Source organism: Bordetella muralis (genome assembly GCF_054781015.1).
On the sequence record NZ_BAAGVF010000003.1, the window covers coordinates 513,379 to 539,654 of the forward strand.

Sequence of the window (26,276 nt, forward strand, 5' to 3'; positions counted from 1 at the left end):
TCCGTTGTTAGGTTTAATGGTGAGCTAGCTGTAGTGCGAATGCCTGAGCGGTCATGCCTAACGAGGCGCCTGCCTCAATGGCAGTGCGATTCAGTGCCGATATCACGCCCGTGCGATAACTGGACTGCGCGTCGCCAATACGGGCGGTCCAGGCGCTGACGCAGGCTGCTGCAATGCCTCGTTCATCCAAGGCAGGCAGCCTCGACGTACCAGCCTGATCTATCCCGACGGCAGCATCGTTGAACACGATGCCGCGGACATCAACGCGCACGGCAGAGCCTGGGTCATCGCCAAGCAAGCCTCCGTGCGATCCGCAGATGACGATCTTTCCTGTATCTGTTGCGGTGATGAGCGAGTTGGAGTCGACCAGCGTGACCTCGCCGCCGTTGGATAAGCGCACGACACTGCGGTGTTCGGCGTCAGCGTGGGCGATGTTCGTCTCGAGCGGCCCCGGGGAAGCCCGGCAAGCCAGGGTTTCCAGCGCGTGATGGCATGTGTCTCCTATCGCGACGCCCAAGCGTGCCGCGATGGCGTTGGCGTGGGAAATCCGTCCGCGCTGATGACCGTCTTGGCCATTTCCGATACGGGCCGACAGATGGCCGATCGTGGCTGCAGGGATCCCGGCCGCCTCGAGAATGGGCAAGGCTGCTATGCCGGCCTGTTCCAAGCCCACCCCCGCGTCACATAGGATGACGCCCCGCAATCCCGTTGACAAGGCGAGCGAGCCGCAATAGCTGCCCCCGTGTGAGGCGCAGTACGCCACGGTGTCGTGAGTGCGCGGAGGGACTTGCGTGATGCTGTCGAGAACCAGTATATTCATTGATGTTCCGTTTAACGGAATAAATGATCTGTTAAATGAAAGTATAGAGAGGCTGATGGATAATTTCAATATGGAACACACAACAGGCAAGCCAACAGGAACACGTCACAGATGAAGGAATCAGCCACACAAGCGGAACTCGGGGGCGCGGAGCGCGGGGGAGAACATCAGAATTTGCGCCGCATGAGCCTGGCGCTCGATGCGCTTGCGCGCGCTCCGCAGGGATTGCGATTGGCAGAGATCGTCAGCTTGACCAAGCTGGGCAAAACGACTGCTCATCGTCTGATGACCGGGCTGCAAGAGTTCGGGTGGGTGGATTATGTGGAAGAGGACGGCAGCTATCAGTTGGGCTTTCGGCCATTGACACTGGCGTTGGCGGCCGCCGATCGGTATGGCCTGGGCCGGCTGGCCGCAGCACGCTTGCAGCGGATTGCCGATGAGACCGAAGACACGGTGTATCTGAGTTTGCGCTCAGGGTTGGAGTCGATTTGCGTTGCGCGCTACGAAGGCGATTTTCCGGTGAAGACCCTGACTCTCTCTGTGGGGGCGCGCCGGCCATTAGGTGTTGGAGCAGGCAGTCTGGCGCTGCTGGCGTTTCAAGATGAACAGACCATGCTGAACATTATCGACCGGACATCTGAGGCGCGCGCGCGGTATCACTTCAGTGACGCGACGCTGCGGAAATTGGTAGCCGATGCGCAAGCGCGCGGTTATGCATTGAACGACGGCATGCTCGTGAGCGGGATGAGTGCAGTCGGCGTTCCTATTCGTTCGTCGGCAGGGATTCCCGTGGCGGCGATCAGTGTGGCCGCGATTTCGTCTCGTCTATCGGGTGACCGGCAGCATGAGGTTGCGCGTCGCTTGCAAGACGCTGTGACAGAGATTGAGTCTTCGTGGCAAAGCGCATTGGATCTGACGACATTGGGAGTATAAAAAGGGAAGTGATCGCCACGATCGCGCTACATCGAATCGGAGGCCGGTATGTCGACGTTTCAGACGCATGTTGTCCGCAATCAAGTCGCGCCGTTGCAGGATTATTCCTTGTACGACACGGATATCGCATTAAGGCAGGCGGTGCAGCGTGAAGGGGCTGCTGATTGGGACGCTACGTTGCGCGAGCACGGTGCGTGGCTGGGGCGTGCCCACACATTAGCGGCGGGAGAGCTGGCGAATCGCTACTCGCCGCGTTGGGTGGGATACGACCGCAATGGCTATCGCGTGGATCAGGTGGAATTCAATGTGGCCTGGCACGAGTTGATGTCGGGCATCGTGGCGCGAGGCTTGCATAGCCAGGCATGGTTGGCGTCAGCTACGCAGCCAGCGCATGCACAAGCCTCGACACGGTCCGGCCATCAAGTCGCGCGCGCCGCGGCCTACTTGATGCAAGGGCAGGTCGAAGCAGGAACGCTGTGTCCTACGACGATGACATTTGCGGCGGTGCCTTTGCTGCAGAGCGAGCCTGCCGGAGCGATCGATTTTGCCCAACAATGGCTGCCCGCATTGTTCTCCCATGAGTATGACCCGGCCGACGCGTCTATCTCGGCCAAGCGTGGCGCCTTGATCGGCATGGGATTGACGGAAAAACAAGGGGGATCCGATCTGCGCGCCATAACGACTCAAGCCGTGGCGCAGGGCCCGGAAGGGCGCGGCCAGGTATATCGATTGACGGGGCATAAATGGTTTCTTTCCGTGCCGCATGCGGATGCGCATCTGGTGTTGGCAAATACGGAGGCGGGGCCAGGGTGTTTTTTTGTTCCGCGCTGGATTCCCGATGGGCCGCGCAATGAAGTGCGTATCCGCCGTTTGAAAGACAAGCTGGGCAATCGCAGCAATGCGAGTGGCGAGGTGGAGTTCGAACAGGCGTGGGGCATGCTGATGGGCGAGCCCGGGCGCGGGCTGCCGTTGTTATTGCAGATGGCTGCGACCACCCGCCTGGACTGCGTACTGGGCAGCGCGGCGCTGCTGCGCCAGGCGGTGGTGCAGGCGGCGCATCATGCGCAATACCGGCAGGTGTTTGGCCAGGCGCTGGCGGCGCAGCCCTTGATGCGTCAGGTGTTGGCGGACCTCGCCCTCGAAAGCGAGGCGGCAACGGCCTGGGCGATGCGTTTGGCGCGCGCGGTCGATCAGCGTGGCGACGAGAAGGTAGGGACCAGCGCGCGGGCCTTGGTGCGCGTGGGAACCCCCGCCGCCAAACTCTGGGTGTGCAAGCGTGCAATCAATGCGATCGCGGAATGCATGGAGATCTGGGGCGGCAATGGCTATATCGAGGATGGCCCCTTGGCACGCCTATATCGCGAATCGCCGGTGAATTCGATCTGGGAAGGGTCGGGGAACATCATGGCGTTGGACGTGTTACGCGCGTTGCAGCGCGATGTCGAAGGACTGGCGATGCTGCGGGCGGAGCTGGATCTCGCGCGCGGTGCGTGGCCGGCTTATGATCGTGCTTTGGATGTGTGGCTGATGCAGGTATCGGACCAACTGCCCCAGGCCGCCACGGGGGTGGCAAAGGCGGCGGCGGATGCCGTACAGGCGATCGATCCCGCTCAGGCGCGGCATGTGGCAGCGGGGCTGGCGCGATTGTGGCAAGCAGCGTTGTTGATCCAGACGGCGCCGGCGCCCGTGGCGGATGCGTTTGTGGCCAGCCGGCTCGTGCAGCCGGGTGGAATCGTCGGAGAATTGCCGCCGGGACTGGATGTAGACGCGATTTTGGCGCGGGCGTGGCCGGGTATCTGCTAAATTGCTGCGCTGGCATCCCAAATCCGATATCGCGATCAGATATGGGATATCGGTTTTTTTACTGACTTTTCGCGTGCTCGGGCACGCTAGCGCACCATGCTTACTCAGCAAGAACTCAAGCAACAGGCCGCCGACGCGGCGCTGGCTCTGATCGAACCTCTGGTCGGCCCCGACGTCATCATCGGCGTCGGTACCGGCTCGACCGCCGATCTTTTCATCGATGGCCTGGCCAGGTTTCAGGGCCGGTTGGGCGGTACCGTGGCCAGCTCCGAGCGCAGTGCTGCTCGTCTCGCGGGCCATGGGCTCAAGGTTCTGGAGCTGAACGACGTGACGACCATGCCGGTCTATGTGGATGGGGCAGATGAGATCGACGGCCGCCTGCACATGATCAAAGGCGGCGGTGCGGCCCACACGCGCGAGAAAATCGTGGCGTCGGTGGCCGAGCAGTTTGTCTGTATCGCAGACGAGTCCAAGCTGGTCGAGCGCCTGGGGCGCTTTCCCTTGCCGGTCGAGGTCATTCCGATGGCGCGCGAATCGGTGGCGCGTTCGCTGGTTGCCCTGGGTGGCCAACCCAAGCTGCGCGAAGGCGTGACGACGGACAACGGCAACATCATTCTGGATGTGTCGGGTTTGCAGATTGACGATGCGCCGAATCTGGAGCTCATCGTGAACAATCTGGCGGGGGTAGTGACCTGCGGCCTGTTCGCACGTGTGGGGGCGCATATTGCGTTATTAGCTACGCAAAACGGCACTCGGCGGCTTGAGCGATCCTGACGTTTCGCCGCTTGCGGGGCGGCGCGGCACGATTAATAATCTTGTCATAATTAAGTCATAACCTTGCGGGTCGGCAGGCCCATCACGCATTGCGCATTAAAGGGTAACGCCATGAACAAACCTACGCAGGGAGTCCGGATGACGGAGCACACTAACAAGCAATTCGACGCCGATCTGGAAAGCGTCCGTTCGCAGTTTTTGCAGATGGGCGGCGTCGTCGAGGCCATGATTCAGGAATCGGTCGACGCAATCCCTACGGGCGACATGGAGTTGGTCGAAAAGGTGCGCGAGCGCGAAAAACAGGTCAATCGCTTCGAGGTCGAGATCGACGAGCGTATTGGCCTGATTCTGGCGCGTCATCAGCCGACGGCGATTGATTTGCGCACGTTGCTGGCGGTGTCCAAGATGCTGACAGACATGGAGCGTTGCGGCGACGAAGCCGAAAAAATCGCCAATACCGTGCGCCGCATGTACGAGGCCGATCAACGTTTTATGCCGGTCATCGAGATACGCCATATGGCCGCCAGCGTGGGCCGTATGCTGCACGATGTGCTGGACGCGTTTGCTCGTCTGGATCCGGTGCTGGCTGCCCAGGTCGTTCGCAATGACAAAGAAGTCGATCGCGAATGGAAGGGCGCGCTGCGCAATCTGATCACCTATATGATGGAAGATCCGCGCACGATTTCGCGCGCCATCGATATGGTGTTCATCGCGCGGGCGCTGGAGCGCATTGGTGATCACGCCAAAAACATGGCCGAACGCGTGATTTATCTGGTCAGGGGGGCGGACGTCCGCCATACCGGCGCCAAAAATGCCGAACGCCAGGCTCGTGGCGAGGTAGAGGCCGAGACCGCGGAATCGAACGGCGAGGCGTGAGCCGCGCTGCCTGGGCCCGTCAGGGCCCGGGCATGATGATCATTGGGTCGTGATCATTCCGAAGGCGGTACGAAACCCTGGGCTTCGACGTTGCCGTCTTCGAACAAAAAGCGTTCCATTTGTTGTTGCAGGTATTTGCGGGCGCGGGCGTCAGCCAGGTTCAAGCGGTTTTCATTGACCAGACGCGTCTGGACCTGTTTCCACTCTTCCCAGGCCTCTTTGGAAATGCTTTGCCAGATGCGCGTGCCCATTTCACCGGGGTACGGCGGAAAATCGAGCCCTTCGGCTTCGCGTTTCAGTTTTACACAGTTGATGATACGGGACATGGTTTGCTGCCGGTTTGAATGAGATCTGTCATTTTAGCGGGCTTGGCATGGGTGTGGGAGCCAGGAGCAGACGGACAACGCCAGCAGGCCCGCTGTCCAGGCCTGCTCAATACGAGCCGCCCGTTCAGCAGACCTGGTTCAGGCCCACACCGTCGCTCAGACGATCACAATTTCTTGATGAAAATCAGGCTGTTACGCGAGCGGTTGTAATTGTTCTGCTTGCCACGGGGCAAATCTGCGATACCGCCCTGCACAAAGCCCCGCTTGATAAACCAGTGGGAAGTGCGGGTGGTGAGCACGAACAGGCGCCGCGCGCCCATGGCCCGGGCACGCGACTCCATGTGGCGCAGCAGGATCTCGCCTTCGCCGGTGCCTTGCCATTCCGGATGCACGATCAGGCAGGCCATTTCGGCCATGTGCTCCTCTGCATAGGGGTGCAGCGCGGCGCAGCCATAGATGACGCCGTCGTGCTCCAGTACAGTGAAGTGTTCCACCTCGCGCTCGATGACGCTGCGCGGGCGCGGCACCAGCGTGCCGTCGGCCTCCAGCGGCTCGATCAGGCTCAGAATCGCGCCTACGTCGTCCAGCGTGGCGGGACGCAGATCATCCAGTGTGTCCTCGACCACCATGGTGCCGACACCATCGTGGGTAAAGATTTCCAGGAGGACGCTGCCGTCCAAGGCGTAGGGCACCAGGTGAGCGCGCGCCACGCCGCGTTTGACCGACAGCGAGGCGTGCCGCAGATAAAACGCGGTGTCTTCGTCCAGATCTCCTTGCTGCAACAAGGCGTCGGCGTCTACGCGCGCGAGTTCGGTGTCCACCGATCCATCAGGGGACAGCACGCCTGGAGAGCTAGACAGGAAAATCAATTTTTCGGCACGCAGGGCAACCGCGACGCTGGTGGCGAGGTCCTCCATGGCCAGATTGAAGGCATCGCCAGTGGGTGAAAATCCCAAGGGCGACAGCAGAACAATCGAGCCCCGCTCAATGGCGAATTTCAGTGCATCGACATCGATTTTGCGGACTTGTCCGGTGTGCTGGTAGTCCACGCCGTCAACCACGCCCGTGGGGCGGGCCGTGACGAAATTGCCCGAAATCACCCGGATATGCGAATGCGACATGGGCGTGTTGGGCAAGCCCTGACTGAACGCGGCTTCGATATCCAGGCGGATCTCGCCCGCGGCTTCTTTGGCGCATTCCAGCGCAGCAGGGTCGGTGGGCGCCATGCCACGATCGAACTGCTGGGTGAATCCCTTCAGGCGCAGTTGCTCGTTCACCTGGGGGCGCGATCCGTGCACCAGGATCATACGGACTCCCAGCGCCGACAACAGCGACAAGTCTTGTATCAGCGCATTGAGCGCTCCCGCCTGGACCAGTTCGCCGCCAAAGGCGATCACAAAGGTCTTACCTCGGAATGCATGCACATACGGCGCCACGTCTCGGAACCATCGGACAAACTGGGCAGCGGCGAATTCGGGGGCTTCTTGGGCAGAGACGGTGTCGGGTTCCTGATCGGACATGATGGGCGGATGAGCTTCCTGAGGACGTAGGCACGCTCGAGGGCGTGGCCGGTGCCGCGTAGGGCGGCGCTGCACGAAATTATATGACCGTGACAGGGACGGGCCCTAAATCAATCGAATCAAAAAGGGTATCTATGCAACAGTTTCGCACCAGAGGGTGCCTGATGGGCCGTCACTGAGTCCGGCTTCGCTCCATGACGCGGCGGGACAACGGGCGCTCTCAGCGCGAGCATGACAAGTTTTTATAATGGCGGCTTAAAGGATAAATCGCACATGTCAGAAGTTTCCCCTCCGCCCGCGCGCGGCAAGACGCCAGGCAAGCGTGAGCAAGGTCCACGCGAAGTGCCTGCGCCAGGCAAGCGCGAGCAAGGCCAGCGACGCGATGCACCCTCGCCAGGCAAGCCTGAGCAGGTCCCGCCACGCGATGCGTCCCCGTCGGGCAAGCGTCAGCAAGGCCGGCGCGATGCACCACGTTCGTCTGCGGCGGACAAGGCGCCGCCGCCCGAGCGGCCTATTCCCGTCATCACCTATCCTGAGGACTTGCCGGTCAGCGCGCGGCGAGAGGAGATCGCGCGTGCCATCGCCAGCCATCAGGTGGTGATCGTCAGCGGCGAGACGGGTTCAGGCAAGACGACGCAATTACCCAAGATCTGCCTGGAATTGGGCCGTGGCCGCCAGCGCATGATCGGCCATACTCAGCCGCGCCGGCTGGCCGCCACGTCGGTCGCCAAACGCATCGCCGAGGAATTGAACACGCCTCTCGGTGAAATCGTCGGTTACCAGGTGCGCTTTAATGATCGTACCGGCCCGAATGCCTCGGTGAAGCTGATGACGGACGGCATCTTGCTGGCCGAGTCGCAGCGTGATCCATTGCTGCGCCGTTATGACACGCTGATCATCGATGAGGCGCACGAACGCAGCCTGAATATCGATTTTCTGCTGGGCTATCTGAAACAGCTGCTGCCGCGGCGCCCTGACCTGAAGGTCATCATTACGTCGGCGACCATTGATGCCGAGCGGTTTGCGCGCCATTTCGCGGCATCTGAAGGCCAGGTCGGCTCGCCCGAGGCTGCATCGGCAGATTCGGCAGACGAGAGAAAGGGCGGCGAAGATCTCGGCCAGGATCGCACCGGATTACGTCTGGCGCCTGTTATCGAGGTGTCTGGACGTCTGTATCCCGTCGAGGTGCGTTATCGTCCGGTGCGTGACGAGGCGGACGAGGACGAAGTCTCCAGCAGCAACAAGTCGAATCGCGAGCGCCTGGCGGGTGACGAGGAACGCGATCTGATCGATGCCATCGTGGATGCGGTCGACGAGTGTGCACGTCATGGCCCGGGCGATGTCCTGGTGTTTTTGCCCGGTGAGCGCGAGATCCGCGAATCGGCCGAGGCCTTGCGCAAACACCACCCGGCGGGCACCGAGGTACTGCCCCTATACGCGCGGCTGTCGCAGGCCGAGCAAGAGCAGATTTTCCATCCGCGTACCAATGCGCGCCGCATTGTGCTGGCGACCAACGTGGCGGAGACCTCGTTGACCGTGCCAGGCATTCGCTTTGTGATCGATAGCGGGCTGGCGCGTATCAAGCGTTATTCGTGGCGCAACAAGGTCGAGCAACTGCGTATCGAGCCGATCAGCCGCGCCTCGGCCAATCAACGTGCCGGGCGTTGCGGGCGTATCGGGCCTGGCGTGTGTATTCGTCTCTATGACGAGCTGGATTTCAACGGCCGCGCTGCTTTCACTGATCCCGAGGTGTTGCGTTCCTCGTTGGCCTCGGTGATTCTGCGGATGAAGTCGCTCAAGCTCGATGACATCGAACAGTTTCCTTTTGTCGAGGCGCCACCGGGGCGTGCCATCGCCGATGGCTACCATCTGCTGCAGGAGCTGGGCGCGATCGAATTGGCATCGGCCTCGGATGATGACGAGACGAACGAAGCCGCGCGCACGGGCTCGTCATATGTGTTGACCCGCACGGGTCACGAGTTGGCAAAGCTGCCTGTCGACCCTCGCATTGGCCGTATGATTCTGGCTGCACGCGAGCAACAGTGCCTGGCGGAAATGCTCATCATCGCCTCGGCGCTGTCTGTGCAGGATCCGCGTGATCGTCCCATGGCCGAACGCGAGGCCGCCGAGGCTGCGCATGCCAAGTTCGCCGACGACAAATCCGAGTTCATGTCGTTTTTGAAGCTCTGGCGTTGGTATGGCGAGCAAGTGCAGCACAAGGCATCGCAACGCAAACTCGTGGCTTTGTTGCGCCAGAATTTTCTGTCGCCTATCCGATTGCGTGAATGGCACGATGTGCATACGCAGTTGTCGGCGCTGGTGGGCGAGCAGGGGTGGCGGGTCAATCAGACCGAGGCGACGTATGAGCAACTGCACCTCGCGCTGTTGTCGGGGTTGCTGGGCAATATCGGTTTCAAGAGCGACGAGGGCGGCTATTACCGCGGTGCGCGCGATATTCGCTTTCATATACACCCGGGCTCGCGTCAGGCGAAAAAAGGCGGCCGTTGGATCGTGGCCGCCGAGCTGGTCGAGACCACGCGGTTATATGCCCGTTGCGTGGCGCGTATTGAACCGGTGTGGCTCGAGCGCGTGGCGTCGCATCTGCTGCGTCGCAATTGGTCCGATCCGCGCTGGGAAAAGAAAGCCGGGCAGGTGGTCGCCAATGAGCGTGCGACGTTGTATGGCCTGATCGTTTACGCAGGCCGGCGTATTCAGTATGGCCGTGTCAATCCGCAGCATGCGCGTGAATTATTTATCCGTCAGGCCTTGGTGCCGGGCGAGATCGATACGCGCCTGCCATTCGTTGCGCACAATCGCAAACTCATTGCCGGCATTGAAAAACTCGAACATCAGGCGCGTCGTCCCGATATTCTGGTCGATGATGAGTTGATCTACGCGTTCTACGATCGCCAATTGCCCGAGGGGATTTCGCAGACGGCGAGCCTGGAAAAATGGGTGCACGGCCTGGATAAAGCGGCCGCTGCCGCGCTGATGCTCACGCGTGACGAGCTCATGCGGCATGAGGCTGCGGGCGTGACCACGGACGTGTTTCCGAAACAGGTGGAGTGGCAGGGCGTAGTCATGCCGCTGGACTACCATTTCGAGCCCGGGTCGCCGCGCGATGGCGTGACTTTGTCTGTGCCATTGTTCGCGCTGAATCAGATCGACCCTGCTCGTTGCGAATGGCTGGTGCCGGGCATGCTGAAAGAAAAAGCGCATCTGTTGCTGAAGTCGCTGCCGCAAAAACTGCGGCGTCATTGTGTGCCCCTGCCTGATTACGCGGCCGGTTTCTATGATCGCTGGTACGACCGTATGGCGGATCCGCAACGGGGTCTGGTGGATGCCTTGATCGCCGACATGTGGGATCAGGTCCAGGTTCGTCCAGCTACGGGTGATTTCAAGCTGGAAACGTTGCCTGCCCACTTGTTCATGAATTTCAAAGTGGTCGACGAGCACGGGCGCATGCTCGCGGCGGGCCGCAATCTGGCGCAGTTAAAGGCCGAGTTCGGCAAGCAGGCGCAAGCGACGTTCCAGCAGTTGGCGGTGCGCGATGCGGGGGTTGCTCAGGCACTGGCGCATGAAAACCTGACGTCGTGGTCTTTTGGCGCGCTGCCGGAGATCATGGAGATCAAGCGCAAGGGGCAATCGGTCATCGGCTATCCGGCGCTGGTGGACCGTGGCACGCACTGCGATCTGGATGTGTTTGACGATCCGGACGAGGCGAAGCGTCATCATCGTGCGGGGTTGTTGCGGCTGTTCCGTATCGGCTTGCGGGATCAGGTGAAGTTCTTGGAAAAGAATTTGCCGGACCTGACGAAGATGAGCATGCTGTATATGAACCTGGGTACGCAGGAGGATCTGCGTGATCAGATCATTGATTGTGCGTTGGCTCAGGCTTGCTTGACGGATCCATGGCCCGCCGATGAGCAGGCGTTTGAAGCGCGGCGGCAGGATGGTAAAGGGCGGTTGGGTTTGTTGGCCCAAGAGGTCGCGCGTTTGTCGCATGCGATTCTCATTGAGTATGCCGCGCTACAGCGCAAACTGCCTCAGGCTAAACCTCATACGGCTGCCTATGCGGATCTGCAGCAGCAAATCGGGGCGCTGGTGCCTAAGTGGTTCATCCGCGATACGCCGTATGCGCATCTCACGCATTTCGCGCGCTATTTGAAGGCCGCGGTGGCTCGTATTGACAAGCTGCGTGCTGATCCTGCCAGGGATGCGCGATTGATGTCGGATATGGCGCTTTTGCTGACTCAATATCAACGTGCGAGGGCTGCGTTGAAGGGGGCTTCGGATCCGGGGTTGGATGAGTTCCGGTGGTTGCTGGAGGAGTTGCGGGTGGCGTTGTTTGCGCAGGAGTTGAGGACGCCTATGCCTGTGTCGGTGAAGAGGTTGATGAAGGCTTGGGAGTCGTTGCGGCGGTAGGTTTGGGTTCTAAAACCGCCGGGGTCTGCCGTGTAAAGGGCATGCCGACCCATTCGGCCGGTCTGGACGCCTGCGCGTCCAGACTTCCCTTCGCCTGGAGTGTCAGGCGGGGCGGCTGGGCAAACTCGCTGCGCTGCGCTCCGCTCAGACATGCCCAGCCGACTACCCCCCGCCTGACATACCAGGCTCGGCGGCCTCAACGGGTCGGCATGCCCTTTACACGGCAGACCCCGGCTCGCGGTGTTGAGAATTCCACAATGCTCCTGCGGGGGCAGGCGTCGCATGTTAGTGACATTTGAGTGGTGATCGGCGATGGTCATCAGCTAGCAGCCGAGGTCAGCTGCTGTTGTGAGTTCCTGTCGGGGGGCAGAAAGCCGCACCGGGCCGTAGAGCGCGGATTTAGTCCGCGCAGCGGACCGAGCCCCCTGGTCATGGGGCGAGTCCGTGCGATAGGCCCGGTGCGGCTTTCTGCCCCCCGACAGGAACGTCTAAATAGAGACTCTGTATGCCAGCAAATAATGACTACGCAATCAATCTTTCAACGTAGTCAGATCGACAATCTCTTCTTTGCCGTAAAACTTTACGCCGATATGAATCCGGTCCCGCCCCTGAGAGCGCCGATGCCGGTTCGTGTCGCGCAGTGAATACACGCATCCGCAGTATTCCTGCTGATAGAAGTTTTCCCGCTTGGAAATCTCGATCATGCGCTGAGATCCGCCGCCCTTGCGCCAGTTGTATGTCCAGTAGACCAGATCGTCATAACGGCCCGCTGCACGCTCGCCGCAGCCGTTGATCTGGTTCATGTCTTTCCAGCGCGAAATCCCCAGTGAGCTGGTGATCGTATCGAAGCCGTGTTCGTGTGCATACAACGCCGTGCGCTCGAACCGCATGTCGAAACAGACGGTGCAGCGTTCACCGCGTTCGGGCGAGTTTTCCAGGCCTTTGACTCGGTCGAACCAGTTATCCATGTCGTAATCGGCATCGATGAATTCGATGCCGTGTTGCTCGGCAAAGCGGATGTTTTCCTGCTTGCGGATCTCGTATTCTTTGACGGGATGGATATTGGGGTTGTAGAAGAAAATCGAATAATCGATGCCCGATGCCTGCATGGCTTCCATGACTTCGCCGGAACAGGGCGCGCAGCACGAGTGCATCAGCACCTTGCGGCGGCCGGTGGGCAGTTCGAGTTTGGGACGCACGAATTCAGACATGGCAGGCAGGGGTATGGCGGTAAAAACCCTTATTTTACGATGATTTGCGAGTGCCCCATAGGGCTCTGGCGTGGCGTGTCTGTCTCCAAGGCATGCCGCGTGGCCAGCGCGAGGTCGGCTCCAAGACGGAACAGGGCCGTTTCTTCCAGGAGCGCCTCGAAACTCGACGCTGTCCGGCGGTTCCCGGCCAGCGTTGCCGCCGTTATCCCAGTACCGTGTTCCACAGCGCCGTGACGGCCGCGCGCTCGTCGATCAATCGATCCTGGGGCACGCGGGCTTTTTCGACGCCTTGCAGACGTAGTTGGTGTTGTGTGCGTCGCAAGGTGCGATACGCGTCGCCTGCGAGTTGGGCGAGGTCGGCGGGGATCAGGCCTGCCTCGCTGGCCAGGCGCAACAGCGCGATGTTGCCCAGGTTGTTGACCAGCACCCGATGGGTGGCTGCGTGGCAGAGCACCAGATACTGGGTGACGAATTCCACGTCGACCATGCCCCCGCGATCGTGTTTCAAATCGAAATCGCCGCTCTGGTTGGGATGCCCGGCGCTGATTTTGTCGCGCATGGCGAGGACTTCGTCGCGTAGGGCGGTGGTGTCGCGGGGTTGGACGAGGACGTCGGCGCGAATGCGCTCGAAGTGGGCGCCGATGCTGGTGTCGCCGGCGGCATAGCGGGCGCGGGTCAATGCCTGATGTTCCCAGGCCCAGGCGTGTTTCAACTGGTATTGTTCAAAGGCTTCGACGGACACGGCCAAGAGCCCGGCATCGCCATCGGGCCGCAAGCGCAGGTCGGTTTCGTACAGACGGCCCGACGACGTCATGGTGGAGAGCCATGACGTCATGCGGCGGCCCAGTTTGGCGTAGACCTCGGCGGCGTCGTCACGCGGGTCGTCAAAGAGGAACACCAAATCCAGGTCGGAGGCGTAGCCCAGTTCTTTGCCGCCGAGTTTGCCGTAGGCAATGATGGCGAACTGCGGCGCGGCGCCGGGTTTTTTGTTCACCAGCGGCCAGACGCGGTGAATGGTTTCGGCCAGCAGCATGTCGGCCAGGGCGGATAGCTGGTCGCCGAGCGCTTCGACAGTGAGTTCGCCTTCGAGGTCCTGGGCCAGTAATTGGAAGCTGGCCTGGCGTTGGACGTCGCGCATCAGGTTCATCTGCCGCTCGATATCCGGCTCTCCGTCGGGCAGCTTGCAGGCGTCGAGGTCGGCAGAGAGTTGACGCGCGATCTGCGCAAAATCCAGCGGCTGGAATAGGGTGCGCCAATCGATCAGGCTGTCCAGCAGCAACGGATGCTGCGTCAGGTATTGAGCCGCCCATGGGCTGGCAGCCACCATGCGGGCCACCCGAGCCAGTGTGTCCGGGAATTCGGCCAGCAAAGCCAGATAGGCACTGCGCTGTGCGATGGTTTCGATCAGGTCGAGTAAGCGCACGGCAGCCTGTTGCGGCGCTGACGTCTGCTGGGCGGCCTCGATGGCGGCAGGCAGCAGCGTTTCGAGGCGGCGCCGGCTGCTCTCCGGCAGGGTGCGTACGCGCGGGCCGTTCAACAGGGATTCGGCACGGCGCAGCAGGTCGTCGGCATCCTCGCCGAAGGCCTGCTTGATTTGTTCTGCCAGGCGGCTTTCCGCATCGTGTTCGTCGTCATGGGATGATGACTTGGCATCCTGGGCGTGGTCGAGCCTGGAGGCGGTTGCGGGCTGATCGTCGGTGTCGCCCATGCCGGCCAGACGGAAAGCGTTGCGAAATGTCTGTTCTACAAAGGTCCTGTGTTCCGTCAACGTGCGTTCGAATTCCTCGCTGCCCAGGCCGAGGGCGTTGGCCAGACGAGCGCGTTGTTCGGTATCGCCCGGCAATAGGTGGGTTTGCTCGTCTTCGCGATACTGCAGGGTGTGCTCGACGCGGCGCAGAAAGCGGTAGGCGTTTTCCAGTCGTTGTGCGTCGTCGGTGCTGATCAGGCCGGCATCGCGTTCGGCGTGCAGGGCCTGCAACAGGCCGCGCCGCTGCAGGGCAGGCATGCGGCCGCCGCGGATGAGCTGGAATAATTGCACGACGAATTCGATTTCGCGAATGCCGCCGTCACCGAGTTTGATGTTGTTGGCGCTGTCGACGCCGTTGCGCGCCAAGGCGCGGCGCTGCCAGTCCTGGCGGATGCGTTCGCGCAGGGCGCGTAATGATGCCAGGGCATCGAAGTCGAAATATTTCCGATAGACAAAGGGTACACGCAGGCTTTCGAGCTGGCGGGCTTGTGCGGTGGAGTCGCTATCGGGAAAGGCCTGCGCCGGAATCAAGCGCGCCTTGAGCCAGGCATAGCGCTCCCACTCGCGGCCTTGGGCGACGAGATAGTGTTCGAGCGCATCCAGGCTCCACGCGGGTGGGCCGGAGTCGCCGTCGGGGCGCAGGCGCAGGTCGGTGCGAAACACCTGGCCGTGGGCGTCGGCCTCTGACAGCACAGGCATCATGCGGCGCGTGAGACGCCCATAGAACTCGTGATGGCTGATGCGGCGGGGGCCATCGGTTTCCCCTTCTTCGCCATACAGCATGATCAGATCGATATCTGATGAGACGTTCAACTCGCCGCCGCCGAGCTTGCCCATGCCGAGGATCAGCATCTCCTGAGGAGCCCCGGTGGCGGGATCGCGCGGGATGCCGTGGGTCTCAGCCAGTTCTGCTGCGACGCTGCGATACGTGATGGCCACCGCCAGATCTGCGAGGGCCGTCATGGCGCCTACGACTTCTTCCAATGTGGCCTGGCCCGCCAGGTCGCGCACCATCAACGTCGTGAACACGCGTTCGCGCAGTTTGCGCAGGACCTCCCGGCATTGCGGGACCGGCAGGACGGCCGAGGCCTCGGCGCCTGCCAGTTCTGCTTGCCAGGCGGCCAGCACATTCGGCGTGACGGGGTGATGGCTGGCGACTTCCAGCCAGGCAGCCAGATCGGGATGGGTATCGACACGGCGGCGCAGATAACCGGACCAGGCCAGGGCGGGGGCGAGCAGAGAGGCAGACATGGGAGGGGAGTGCAGACGGAAAGACGCGTTTCAGGTATAAGGGGACGATACCCCAAGAAGTTCTTTCTGCCCACTGCTCTGTGTCGTTAATCGCCAAAGTCTTCCGTTGTCTATTCTGGACCGGTTTCGCCATATATATTGCCGCGGCCGCTGCGCTGCTCGGCTTGCGATATTGGATCCTGCCCAATATCGATCAGTGGCGTCCCCGCATTGAGGCCTATGCCAGCGATGCCCTGGGCGCGCGCGTGCAGATTGGCGAGCTGAGAGCGGATTGGCGCGGCCTGAATCCGAGTCTGCGCTTAACGTCGTTGGTGGTGTACGGCTCGGACAACGAGCCGGTGTTGACCTTGCCGACGGTCTCGGCCGTGTTGGGCTGGCGCAGCGTACTGGTGTTGTCGCCGCGTTTGCTCAGCCTGCGGGTGGATGGGCCGGAATTATGGGTTCGTCGCGACGCGACAGATCATTTGTGGATCGCAGGCCAATCGATCGATCTCAATACCGATACGGACAGTGAGCATGACCGCTCCCCGTTGGTGCGCTGGTTGGCGAATCAACGTGATCTGGCGTTGGTTGGCGCGACAGTGCACTGGCAGGATGAACTGCGGCAGGCTCCCGATGTGGCGTTGCGCAACGTCAGTCTGCGGCTTTACAACGGATTGCTGTCTCACCGCTTTGCTTTATCGGCAGAGCCGCCTGCCACCCTGGCAGGTGAGGTGATGGTGCGTGGCAACGTTCATCGCAATCCTCTGCAGGTGGGGGCGCCCCGTTGGACGGGAGAGCTCTATGCGGAAATCAAGGATGCTGAACCCGAGGCCTGGACACCCTGGCTTTCCGTGCCGGCCGTGTCGGGTCGAGGGGCAGCGCGTGCCTGGTTGACCCTGGATGAGGGAAAGATCACCGATCTCACGGCCGATGCGGCATTGCGCGAGGTGCGATGGCACGCGACCGATGATGCGAGTGCAACGCTCTCGCCATCGCAATCCGGCGGCGAGGCGTCGGCGACGTCTTCCACCTCTGCATCCGGGGCCATCGAGCGTTCCACGGCGACGTCGGCCTCCGGCACGAAAACCCAGACGGCACAGGTAGCTGATGGACATGCTTTTCCATCCGGACCGACGCGGGCGTTGCGCCTGGAGTCTGGCACTTTCCATCTGCAAGGGCCTCCAGGCAGCGTCGTGCAGTGGGACGGCGTGCCGCTGGCTTCCGCGGCAGAGGAGGCGGGGATGACCGTCCGGGCTGAGTTGACCGGCCTGCAGGCCAATCTGCCCGAGACATTCGATCCCGCCTTGCTACAGGCCGATACGGTGCGTCTGGATGCGACTGTGCGTCATCCCTCGCAGCAGCCATTGGTGGTCGACGTCAGGCAGTTTGACCTCGCCAATGAGGATCTGGATGCCCGTCTGAATGGGCGCTGGATCGGGCAGGGCAAGACCATCGCGGGCACCGCGGATTTCCAGGGAAACCTGGCTCGCGGCAGTATGTCGGCGATTCACAAATACCTGCCTTTGACCGTGAACGCCGATGCGCGTGAATGGCTGGCGCGTGGCCTGCCTGCGGGACACATCCGCGATGCTTCAGTGACGGTGAAAGGCGACCTGGACGAATTTCCCTTTGAGGACAAAGAGGATCATGGCCAGTTTCGTATTGCGGGCGCCTACAGCGGGGCGATCGTCGACTATGCGCCGCCGCACGGTCGGAACAAGGGCTGGCCGCGGCTGGAAAATGTCTCGGGTAACTTTGCCGTGGATAAAGTCAGCCTGTCGCTGGATACGCCGGGCGGAGCGATCGCGCATATCGGTGATGACCATACGCTGACGATCGGGGCGGTGAGGGCCACGATTCCCGACATGGAGCACGCGTCGACGCTGCATCTCGATGGTGAGATCTCCGGGGCCGTGCCCGCCTATATGGCGCTGGCAAACCATTATCAATTGGGACAGTTGTTGGACGGCATTCTTGATACCGCCGAAGGCACCGGCAATTGGCGGGTGCCGCTGAAGCTCGAGGTGCCGCTGTTGAACGCGGAAGACACCAAGGTGGATGGACGGATCGTGTTCGCGGACAATGATTTCCGTTTTGTGCCGCAAATGCCGATGTTGCGGGAATTGCAGGGCGAACTGATGTTCTCCGAGCGTGGATTGCGGGTCGATACGCTGCGCACGCAGTTTCTGGGCGGCCAGGCACGTATCAGCGGCAAACTGGAGCAGCGCCAGGACGCGTTGCTTGTCGAAGGAACGCTACCGGCCTCGGGACTGGCGCAATGGATACGCAACCCTCTCATGGAACGCCTTGCGGGCCAGACGTCGTATCGCGGGCATGTCGGCTATGGGCCGGGCGGGATACTGGATCTGGATATTGATTCGGACCTGGCTGGGATGGCGATCGACCTGCCCGCACCGCTTGGCAAGACGAAAACGGCTGCGTTGCCGCTGAAAGCGAGTTGGGGTGCGTCGAGTGCAGCCGATAGCGGCAAGCGCGATCAATTGTCGGTGAAGGTCGGATCGGATATCGCTTTGTTGCTGGAGCATGACCGCGCCTCTCGCGGCAGTTACTTCGCACGCGGCGCGCTGGGTGTCAGCCGGCCCGCTGTCCTGCCTGCGGTCCCGGGGATGCTGGTCGATATCCAAATGCCGGAATTGGATCTGGATGCCTGGCAGCAGGTGACCGATGAGGCCGGGGTCGGCAAGAAGGCCGATAGGGATAAAGACGCGGCGGCGCGTTCGGATGCGCTGCCGATACTGAACCAGATCAATGTGAATACGCAGCGTCTGCAGGTGGCGGGCTGGTCGCTGGACAGTTTGACGCTGGCCGCCACGCGCCCGCAGCCCACGCAGTGGCAGGTGTCGCTGAATTCCAAGCAGGCGGCCGGTTCGCTATCCTGGCAGGAGGCTTCAGGCGCGATTGCCGGGCGCGTGATTGCGCGGCTCAAGCATCTGGCCTTGGGAGGGGATTCGGACGTGGCCACCAGCATGCCCGTCAAGGACAGGCCGACCCCCGACGATGACCTGTCCGATATCCCGGCAATCGATCTGCAGGCCGACCAATTTTCCTTGTATGGCCGCGATGTCGGCAAGCTCGAGGTCTTGGGAACCAATCTGGAAAGAGGGCAGTTGTGGCGGTTGGACAAACTGCACATCGGCAATGAGTCGGCGACCCTGGATGCGACGGGCAGTTGGCGGCTTACCGGCGCGCAGCGAGGCCTGACTGTCGATGCCAAGGCCCAATTCAAGGATCTGGGCGCATTTGTGGACCGCATTGGCTACAAAGACTACGTGGGCGGCGGCAGTGGTTCGATCGTGGGCAAGTTGACGTGGCGCGATCTGCCCTGGACGCATGATCTGGCCAATCTCGATGGCAAGATGCAGATCAGCCTGGACAAAGGGCGGTTCTTGAATGTGAATTCCCGCAGCGCCCGTTTGCTGGAATTGCTGTCCTTGCAATCATTGCAGCGCTTGGCCAAGCTGGAGGCGAATCCAGCCGATGCCTGGCGCGACGGTTTCCCGTTCGACACGATCCGGGGGGATATGGCCTTGAGCCGCGGTATCGCGCACACCGAGGGTTATAAGCTCAACGGCCCGGTGGCGACGATTGTATTGGCCGGCGATACCGACATCATCGCCGAGCAGTGGAACATGAAAGCGGTCGTGATTCCCAATCTGGATGCCAGCGGGGCGGCCGTCGTGACGGCATTGGCGGTGAATCCCTTGATCGGGCTCGGCGCGTTTGTGACGCAGTGGTTATTGAAACAGCCGCTGGCTCGCGCGATGACAATGGAATACGCCGTGACGGGATCGTGGGATGATCCCAAGGTTGCTCCGATAGAGACGAAGCATGTGCCAAATCATTCGCCGAATAATGACTATGTCGAGCATTAAAAACGGGCGCTGCAAGAGCGCCCGATACAGACCTGAGGCGGGCCGCGTATCCACGTACGGACCCTGATGCCTAGGATTTATTTCTTCATCATGTCGAAGAACTCGGCGTTGGTCTTGGTGGCGCGCATCTTGTCCAGGATGAATTCCATCGATTGGATTTCGTCCATGTCGTGGATGAACTTGCGCAACACCCAGACCTTTTGCAGCAGGTCGGGTTTGATCAGCAGTTCTTCGCGGCGGGTGCCGGATTTGTTCAGGTTGATGGCCGGATAGACGCGTTTTTCGGCCAGACGGCGCTCGAGGTGGACTTCGGAGTTACCCGTGCCCTTGAATTCCTCGTAGATGACTTCGTCCATACGGCTGCCGGTTTCGATCAGTGCCGTACCCAGGATGGTCAGCGAGCCGCCTTCTTCGAGGTTGCGCGCAGCGCCGAAGAAACGCTTGGGGCGTTGCAGCGCGTTGGCGTCGACACCACCGGTCAGGACCTTGCCCGAAGCGGGCACCACGGTGTTGTAGGCGCGCGCCAGACGGGTGATGGAGTCCAGCAGGATCACCACGTCTTTTTTCATTTCGACCAGACGCTTGGCCTTTTCGATGACCATTTCCGCGACTTGTACGTGGCGGGTGGCGGGCTCGTCAAAGGTCGATGCGACGACTTCGCCGCGCACCGTGCGCTGCATCTCGGTGACTTCCTCGGGCCGTTCGTCGACCAGCAGGACGATCATGACGGCTTCGGGGTAATTGGTCGTGATGGCGTGCGCGATGTGCTGCATCATCACGGTCTTGCCCGATTTGGGGCTGGCGACGATCAGACCGCGCTGGCCTTTGCCGATGGGGGCAAAGATGTCCATGATCCGGCCGGTCAGGTTTTCTTCGCTCTTGATGTCGCGTTCCAGACGCATCGGCTGATTCGGGTGCAGCGGCGTCAGGTTCTCGAACATGATGCGATGCTTGATCGCTTCGGGGGCCGAGCCGTTGACCTTGTCGACTTTGACCAGGGCAAAGTAACGCTCGCCGTCTTTCGGCGTGCGGACCTCGCCCTCGATGGAGTCGCCGGTGTGCAGGTTGAAACGGCGGATCTGTGACGGCGAAATATAGATGTCGTCGGTGCTGGCCAGGTACGAGGTCTCGGGAGAACGCAGAAAGCCAAAGCCGTCGGGCAGGACTTCCAGTACGCCGTCGCCGAAGATCTGCTCGCCTTGTTTGGCCCGGCGCTTCATGATGGCGAACATCAGCTCTTGCTTGCGCAAGCGGTTGGCGTTTTCGATTTCCAGGCCGGCGGCCATTTCCAGCAACTGCGAAACGTGCAGCGCCTTCAGTTCATTGAGGTGCATCGCGGTGAAAGGGGGATAGTAGAGAAGGGTCTTGGCGGCAGGCCACGGACGGGCCCGCGCGGTAATCTCAGACGGAGCGCCGACCAGGTCGGCGATGTGTTTACAACACGTAGTGTATTACAACGCGCCGTCGAGGAAAGCAGTTAATTGCGATTTTGACAGGGCGCCGACTTTCGTGGCGGCGGCTTGGCCATCCTTGAACAGCATCAGCGTGGGGATGCCACGGATGCCATATTTGGCGGCGGTGTCCTGGTTTTCGTCGACGTTCAGCTTGGCGACCGTCAGGCGGCCGGCGTACTCGGAGGCGACTTCCTCCAGGAGGGGGGCGATCATCTTGCAGGGGCCACACCAGGCCGCCCAGTAATCGACCAGCACCGGCTGACCGGATTTGATCACATCGGTATCGAAGCTTGCATCGCTGACGTTCTTGATTTGCTCGCTCATGGTGATTCTCGGTTCCGCGGCATGATGGGCGTCAGACGCCCCTGCCATTTTTGTTCTACTAAAAGGTAGGTGAGGCATTAAGCATACCACTGTTGAAAACAACAGGGTTTGCCAGTTTTGTGTAGCATGTTGCGTCGTGGTCGACGGAATCCAGAAACTGGCACAACGCCATTCTGTCATTCTTTGACCTGCAAACTACTTATCCTACCGAATTCGGACTGGTCAGGACGTGCGCATCCTACCTAAGGCCGCGCAAAATCTAGACTTATCCGTAAAATGTCGGTTTTTTTCCACAGATCTTGGGGATAACTTGGCTACACCACGTTACACCGAAGCCTCCATCCGAGTCCTGAAGGGGCTGGAGCCGGTGCGTCAGCGTCCGGGCATGTACACCCGCACCGAAAATCCCCTGCACGTCGTGCAGGAGGTCATCGACAATGCCGCTGATGAGGCGCTCGCCGGCTACGGCAAGCAGATCCAGGTCACCCTGCATACCGACGGCAGTGTGTCGGTCGAGGACGATGGCCGCGGGATTCCCGTCGGCCTGCACCCCGAAGAAAACGCGCCGGTGGTCGAACTGGTCTTTACGCGGCTGCACGCCGGGGGCAAATTCGACAAGCAAGGCGGCGGGGCTTATGCCTTTTCCGGTGGCCTGCACGGCGTCGGGGTATCCGTCACCAACGCACTGGCGACGCGGCTCGAAGTCGTCGTCTGGCGCGATGGCGCGACCAACCGTCTGGTTTTCCAGGGCGGCGATGTGACCGAGCCCTTGGCGCCGTATCCGGAAGCAGGACGCAAAAAGTCCGGCACCCGCGTGCGTGTCTGGCCCGACGGCAAATATTTCGACAGCCCCCAGATCCCACTGGGCGAGCTGAATCACCTGCTGCGCAGCAAGGCTGTACTGCTGCCCGGCGTGAAAGTCACGCTGATCAACGAAAAAACCGGCGACACCAAGGTCTGGCAATACACCGATGGTCTGCGCGGCTACTTGGCCGAGGCGCTGTCAGGCTCGGAACTGATGGTGCCGTTTTTCGAGGGCCAGCAGTATGCCGGCGCCGATCACGAGAGCTTTGCCGACGGTGAGGGCGCGCAATGGGTCGTCGCCTGGACCGAGGACGGCAATGCGGTGCGTGAGTCCTACGTCAATCTGATTCCCACGCCGGCAGGCGGCACGCACGAGTCGGGGTTGCGCGAGGGCCTGTTCTCGGCGGTCAAGGGGTTTGCAGAACTGCACAGCTTGCTGCCCAAGGGCGTCAAGCTGTTGCCCGAGGACGTTTTCTCGCGCGCCAGTTTCGTGCTGTCGGCCAAGGTCCTCGACCCGCAATTCCAGGGGCAGATCAAAGAACGTCTGAACAGCCGCGACGCAGTGCGTCTGGTCGGAGGCTTCGCGAAAAGCGCGCTCGATCTCTGGCTGCACAGCAACGTCGAATACGGCAAGAAATTGGCTGAGCTGGCGATCCGCCAGGCCCAGGCGCGTGCGCGTTCGGCGCAGAAAGTCGAAAAGCGCAAGAGCTCGGGCGTGGCGGTGTTGCCGGGCAAGCTGACCGATTGCGAGTCCTCCGACGCTACCCGTACCGAGGTGTTCCTGGTCGAGGGCGACTCGGCTGGCGGCTCGGCCAAAATGGGCCGCGACAAGGAATTCCAGGCGATCTTGCCGCTGCGTGGCAAGGTCCTCAACTCCTGGGAGGTGGACCGCGATCGTCTGTTCGCCAATAACGAAATCCACGATATTTCCGTGGCGATCGGGGTGGATCCGCATGGCCCGAAAGATTCGCCGGATTTGTCGGGGTTGCGTTATGGCCGCATCTGCATCCTGTCGGACGCTGACGTGGACGGCTCGCACATCCAGGTGCTGCTGTTGACGCTGTTCTATCGTCATTTCCCCAAGCTGGTCGAGGCGGGGCACGTATACGTAGCCAAGCCCCCCTTGTTCCGTCTGGACGTGCCCGCGCAAGGCAAGCGCCCCGCGCGCAAGATCTATTGCCTGGATCAGGGCGAGCTCGAGGCGGCACAAGACAAGCTGCTCAAGGAAGGCGTGCGCGAGGGCGCATGGAGCATCAGCCGATTCAAAGGGCTGGGTGAAATGAATCCAGAGCAGTTGTGGGAAACCACGATGAATCCCGATACGCGACGGTTGCTGCCCGTAGGCTATGGTGCACTGACCCCCGAGGACACCACCAGCATGTTCGACATGCTGATGGGTAAAGGCGAGTCATCGCAGCGCCGTGCCTGGATCGAGGAAAAGGGTAATCTCGCTGAGCTCGATATTTGATTCCGGCCTAATCAGGCAGCTAGACCTGCATGGATCAACACTGCCTTGGCCGACCCGGTAAGAATGCCTCCTGGACTGTGTTCTGCACAATCCGCCCTGAAAAGGGCAGCCAGTGCGTAAGCGCAGCGGAGGCTTTTCCTCAAAGCAATTTCGACGACACATGACTGACAGCAATCAACCTGGCTTGTTTGACGAAGCCGCCGGCGGGGCCGAAGAGGCCATCACGCTGGGCCGCTATGCCGAGCAGGCCTATCTGGACTACGCCGTATCCGTGGTGCGCGGCCGCGCCTTGCCCGATGTGGGCGATGGGCAAAAGCCGGTACAGCGCCGTATTCTTTTCGCCATGCAGGACATGGGCCTGGGCCCCGGCGCCAAACCGGTCAAATCCGCGCGCGTGGTGGGCGATGTGCTGGGTAAATATCACCCGCACGGCGACCAGGCGGCGTATGACGCCATGGTGCGCATGGCGCAGGATTTCTCGCTGCGCTATCCGCTGATCGATGGCCATGGCAACTTCGGTTCGCGCGACGGCGACAATGCCGCCGCGATGCGTTATACCGAAGCGCGTTTGACGCCGTTTTCGCGTCTGCTGCTCGACGAGCTTGACGAGGGCACCGTCGATTTCGCGCCGAACTATGACGGCAGCCAACAAGAGCCGCAAATGTTGCCGGCACGTTTGCCGGTGATGCTGCTCAACGGCGCCTCGGGCATCGCCGTGGGGATGGCGACGGAGATCCCGGCGCACAACCTGCGCGAGGTGGCGCAGGCGTGCGTGGCGTTGATCAAGCAGCCGAGCCTGCCCGATACCGAGTTGTACGCGATGGTGCCGGGCCCCGATTTCGCCGGCGGCGGCCAAATCATCACGCCGGCGGCCGACATCGCGCAGATCTACCAGGGCGGCCGCGGCTCGCTCAAGGCGCGTGCACGCTGGCAGTTCGAGGAAATGGCGCGCGGCCAGTGGCAACTGGTCGTGCACGAACTGCCTCCCGGCACGTCCTGCCAGAAGGTCCTCGAGGAAATCGAAGAGCTCACCAACCCGAAGGTCAAGTCCGGTAAAAAGAGCCTGACGGCCGACCAGCAGCAGTCCAAGGCCGTCATGCTGAACTTGCTGGACGCCGTGCGCGACGAGTCTGGCAAGGACGCCGCCGTACGTCTGGTGTTCGAGCCCAAGACCTCGCGCGTGGATCGCGATGAGTTCGTCAATACGCTGCTCGCGCAGACCAGTATGGAAAGCAGTGTGCCGATCAACCTGGTGTGCATCGGCACCGACGGCCGTCCGCGTCAAAAGGGACTGCGCGACATTTTGACCGAGTGGGTGGCGTTCCGCACCGATACGGTCGTGCGTCGTACCCGCCATCGCTTGGACAAGGTCACGGATCGCATCCATGTGCTCGAAGGGCGCATGGTCGTGTACCTGAATGTCGATGAGGTCATTCAGACGATCCGCGAATCCGACGAGCCCAAGGCGGCGCTGATGCAGCGTTTCTCGTTGTCCGAACGCCAGGCCGAAGACATCCTCGAAATGCGCTTGCGGCAATTGGCGCGTCTGGAAGGCTTCAAGATCGAGCAGGAGCTGACTGACAAACGTGCCGAACAGGCAAAGCTGCAAGAATTGCTGGATAACCCGTCCTCGCTCAAGCGCCTGCTGATCAAGGAAATCGAGGCCGACGCGAAGCAATATGGCGACGATCGCCGTACCTTGATCGAAACCGCCGAGCGCGCCGTGCTGGAAACCAAGGTGCTGGACGAGCCCGTCACGGTCGTTGTGTCGCAAAAAGGCTGGTTGCGCGCGCGTCAGGGGCATGGCCATGATGCCTCGCAGTTTGGTTTCAAACAAGGCGATGATTTGTATGGCGCCTTTGAGTGCCGCACCACGGATATGCTGATCGCGGTGGGCGACAATGGCCGGGTATATACCGTCGCAGTTTCAGGTTTGCCCTCGGCGAGAGGCGACGGGCAGCCCGTCACCACGATGATCGATCTGTCGCCAGGTACGCGCATCGTCCATAGCATCGCGGCGGCTCCGGATAGCCGCTGGCTGCTGGCCACGCAACGTGGTTTTGGTTTCGCAGCCAAGCTCAGCGATATGACCTCGCGTCAGCGTGCGGGTAAGCAATTCATCACGCTCGAAGACGGCGATGCGTTGTTGCGGCCAGTCCCGTTGTTTGCCGGGGCCCAGCAATTGGCGTTGTTGTCGGCCAAGGGCAAGTGCCTGGTGTTTGGGTTGGACGAGGTCAAGTCCCTGTCGGGCGGTGGCCGCGGCACCATCTTGATGGGCCTGGACGCAGCAGACAAACTCGAACAAGCCGTACCTGTCGGGGCAGGCGGGTTGCGCGCAACAGGCGTGTATCGCAACAAGCAAACCGAAGACATCCTGGTTGGCCCGACCCTGGCGCCGTACATCGGCAAGCGGGCTCGCAAAGGCCGCACGCTGGACGTGCGGCCCAAGCTGCCGGTGCTGCTGTCGCCGGTGCTCTAGTCGACGTCACGCATTAAGGGGGCATGTATCCCGATCATTGGGCTGCTATCTGTTTCGGATAGCGGCCCAATTTGTTGACGCCGCCAAAGCACTTCCGTGGCGGACGATGCTGGACCAGCTACGTTTTTGTGTGCGCTGCATCGGCAGATACCTGAATGTTTTCAGGTTTTCATTCCTCGTCATCAT

15 protein-coding genes are annotated in these 26,276 nt (G+C 61.3%); 8 read left to right on the forward strand and 7 right to left on the reverse strand.

The window, feature by feature from the left end; genetic code table 11:
* Window positions 1-13: 13 nt before the first annotated feature.
* On the reverse strand, window positions 14-820 hold the full coding sequence (locus tag ACYVIT_RS07430; protein ID WP_415808915.1) for a hypothetical protein: 807 nt from the start codon (window positions 818-820) through the stop codon (window positions 14-16).
* A gap of 111 nt (window positions 821-931) precedes the next feature.
* Between ACYVIT_RS07430 and ACYVIT_RS07435 the strand changes: the two genes are divergently transcribed.
* The 4 genes from ACYVIT_RS07435 to phoU all read left to right on the forward strand — a co-directional run bounded on the left by ACYVIT_RS07435 (window position 932) and on the right by phoU (window position 5,206).
* Window positions 932-1,753: an IclR family transcriptional regulator gene (locus ACYVIT_RS07435; RefSeq protein ID WP_415808914.1), complete on the forward strand. Its 822-nt coding sequence runs from the start codon at window positions 932-934 to the stop codon at window positions 1,751-1,753.
* A 48-nt stretch (window positions 1,754-1,801) separates the two neighbouring features.
* Window positions 1,802-3,556 (forward strand): acyl-CoA dehydrogenase family protein, encoded by a 1,755-nt coding sequence (locus ACYVIT_RS07440; RefSeq protein ID WP_415808913.1) that lies wholly within the window; start codon window positions 1,802-1,804, stop codon window positions 3,554-3,556.
* Window positions 3,557-3,652: 96 nt separating this feature from the next.
* On the forward strand, window positions 3,653-4,330 hold the full coding sequence (gene rpiA, locus ACYVIT_RS07445) for a ribose-5-phosphate isomerase RpiA (RefSeq protein ID WP_415808912.1): 678 nt from the start codon (window positions 3,653-3,655) through the stop codon (window positions 4,328-4,330).
* A gap of 138 nt (window positions 4,331-4,468) precedes the next feature.
* Window positions 4,469-5,206 (forward strand): phosphate signaling complex protein PhoU, encoded by a 738-nt coding sequence (gene phoU, locus ACYVIT_RS07450; protein WP_415808924.1) that lies wholly within the window; start codon window positions 4,469-4,471, stop codon window positions 5,204-5,206.
* Window positions 5,207-5,259: 53 nt separating this feature from the next.
* On the opposite strand, the gene ACYVIT_RS07455 is transcribed toward phoU, so the two are convergent.
* On the reverse strand, window positions 5,260-5,532 hold the full coding sequence (locus ACYVIT_RS07455; RefSeq protein ID WP_415808911.1) for an oxidative damage protection protein: 273 nt from the start codon (window positions 5,530-5,532) through the stop codon (window positions 5,260-5,262).
* Window positions 5,533-5,696: 164 nt separating this feature from the next.
* Entirely contained in the window at window positions 5,697-7,052 is a 1,356-nt protein-coding gene (gene argA, locus ACYVIT_RS07460) for an amino-acid N-acetyltransferase (protein ID WP_415808910.1), read from the reverse strand.
* Window positions 7,053-7,325: 273 nt separating this feature from the next.
* On the opposite strand from argA, the gene hrpA reads away from it, so the two are divergent.
* Window positions 7,326-11,477, forward strand: coding sequence for an ATP-dependent RNA helicase HrpA (gene hrpA / locus ACYVIT_RS07465; RefSeq protein WP_415808909.1), 4,152 nt, complete (start codon window positions 7,326-7,328; stop codon window positions 11,475-11,477).
* A gap of 530 nt (window positions 11,478-12,007) precedes the next feature.
* Here hrpA and ACYVIT_RS07470 read toward each other — a convergent pair.
* Window positions 12,008-12,688 carry an epoxyqueuosine reductase QueH gene (locus tag ACYVIT_RS07470; protein ID WP_415808786.1) on the reverse strand — a complete coding sequence of 227 codons (681 nt, stop codon included), beginning with the start codon at window positions 12,686-12,688 and terminating at the stop codon, window positions 12,008-12,010.
* Window positions 12,689-12,890: 202 nt separating this feature from the next.
* Window positions 12,891-15,686: a bifunctional [glutamate--ammonia ligase]-adenylyl-L-tyrosine phosphorylase/[glutamate--ammonia-ligase] adenylyltransferase gene (glnE, locus tag ACYVIT_RS07475; RefSeq protein WP_415808785.1), complete on the reverse strand. Its 2,796-nt coding sequence runs from the start codon at window positions 15,684-15,686 to the stop codon at window positions 12,891-12,893.
* Window positions 15,687-15,766: 80 nt separating this feature from the next.
* Here glnE and ACYVIT_RS07480 point away from each other — a divergent pair, with 80 nt between their 5' ends.
* Window positions 15,767-19,561, forward strand: a complete 3,795-nt coding sequence (locus ACYVIT_RS07480; protein ID WP_415808784.1) for a YhdP family protein — start codon at window positions 15,767-15,769, stop codon at window positions 19,559-19,561.
* Between the two features lie 77 nt (window positions 19,562-19,638).
* On the opposite strand, the gene rho is transcribed toward ACYVIT_RS07480, so the two are convergent.
* Complete coding sequence (gene rho, locus ACYVIT_RS07485; RefSeq protein ID WP_415808783.1) at window positions 19,639-20,895, reverse strand: transcription termination factor Rho; 1,257 nt, start codon at window positions 20,893-20,895, stop codon at window positions 19,639-19,641.
* 117 nt (window positions 20,896-21,012) lie between these two features.
* Window positions 21,013-21,339 (reverse strand): thioredoxin TrxA, encoded by a 327-nt coding sequence (gene trxA / locus ACYVIT_RS07490; RefSeq protein ID WP_415808782.1) that lies wholly within the window; start codon window positions 21,337-21,339, stop codon window positions 21,013-21,015.
* A 310-nt stretch (window positions 21,340-21,649) separates the two neighbouring features.
* Here trxA and ACYVIT_RS07495 point away from each other — a divergent pair, with 310 nt between their 5' ends.
* Entirely contained in the window at window positions 21,650-23,611 is a 1,962-nt protein-coding gene (locus ACYVIT_RS07495) for a DNA topoisomerase IV subunit B (protein WP_415808781.1), read from the forward strand.
* Between the two features lie 160 nt (window positions 23,612-23,771).
* Window positions 23,772-26,090 carry a DNA topoisomerase IV subunit A gene (gene parC, locus ACYVIT_RS07500; RefSeq protein WP_415808780.1) on the forward strand — a complete coding sequence of 773 codons (2,319 nt, stop codon included), beginning with the start codon at window positions 23,772-23,774 and terminating at the stop codon, window positions 26,088-26,090.
* The last annotated feature ends 186 nt before the right edge of the window (window positions 26,091-26,276 follow it).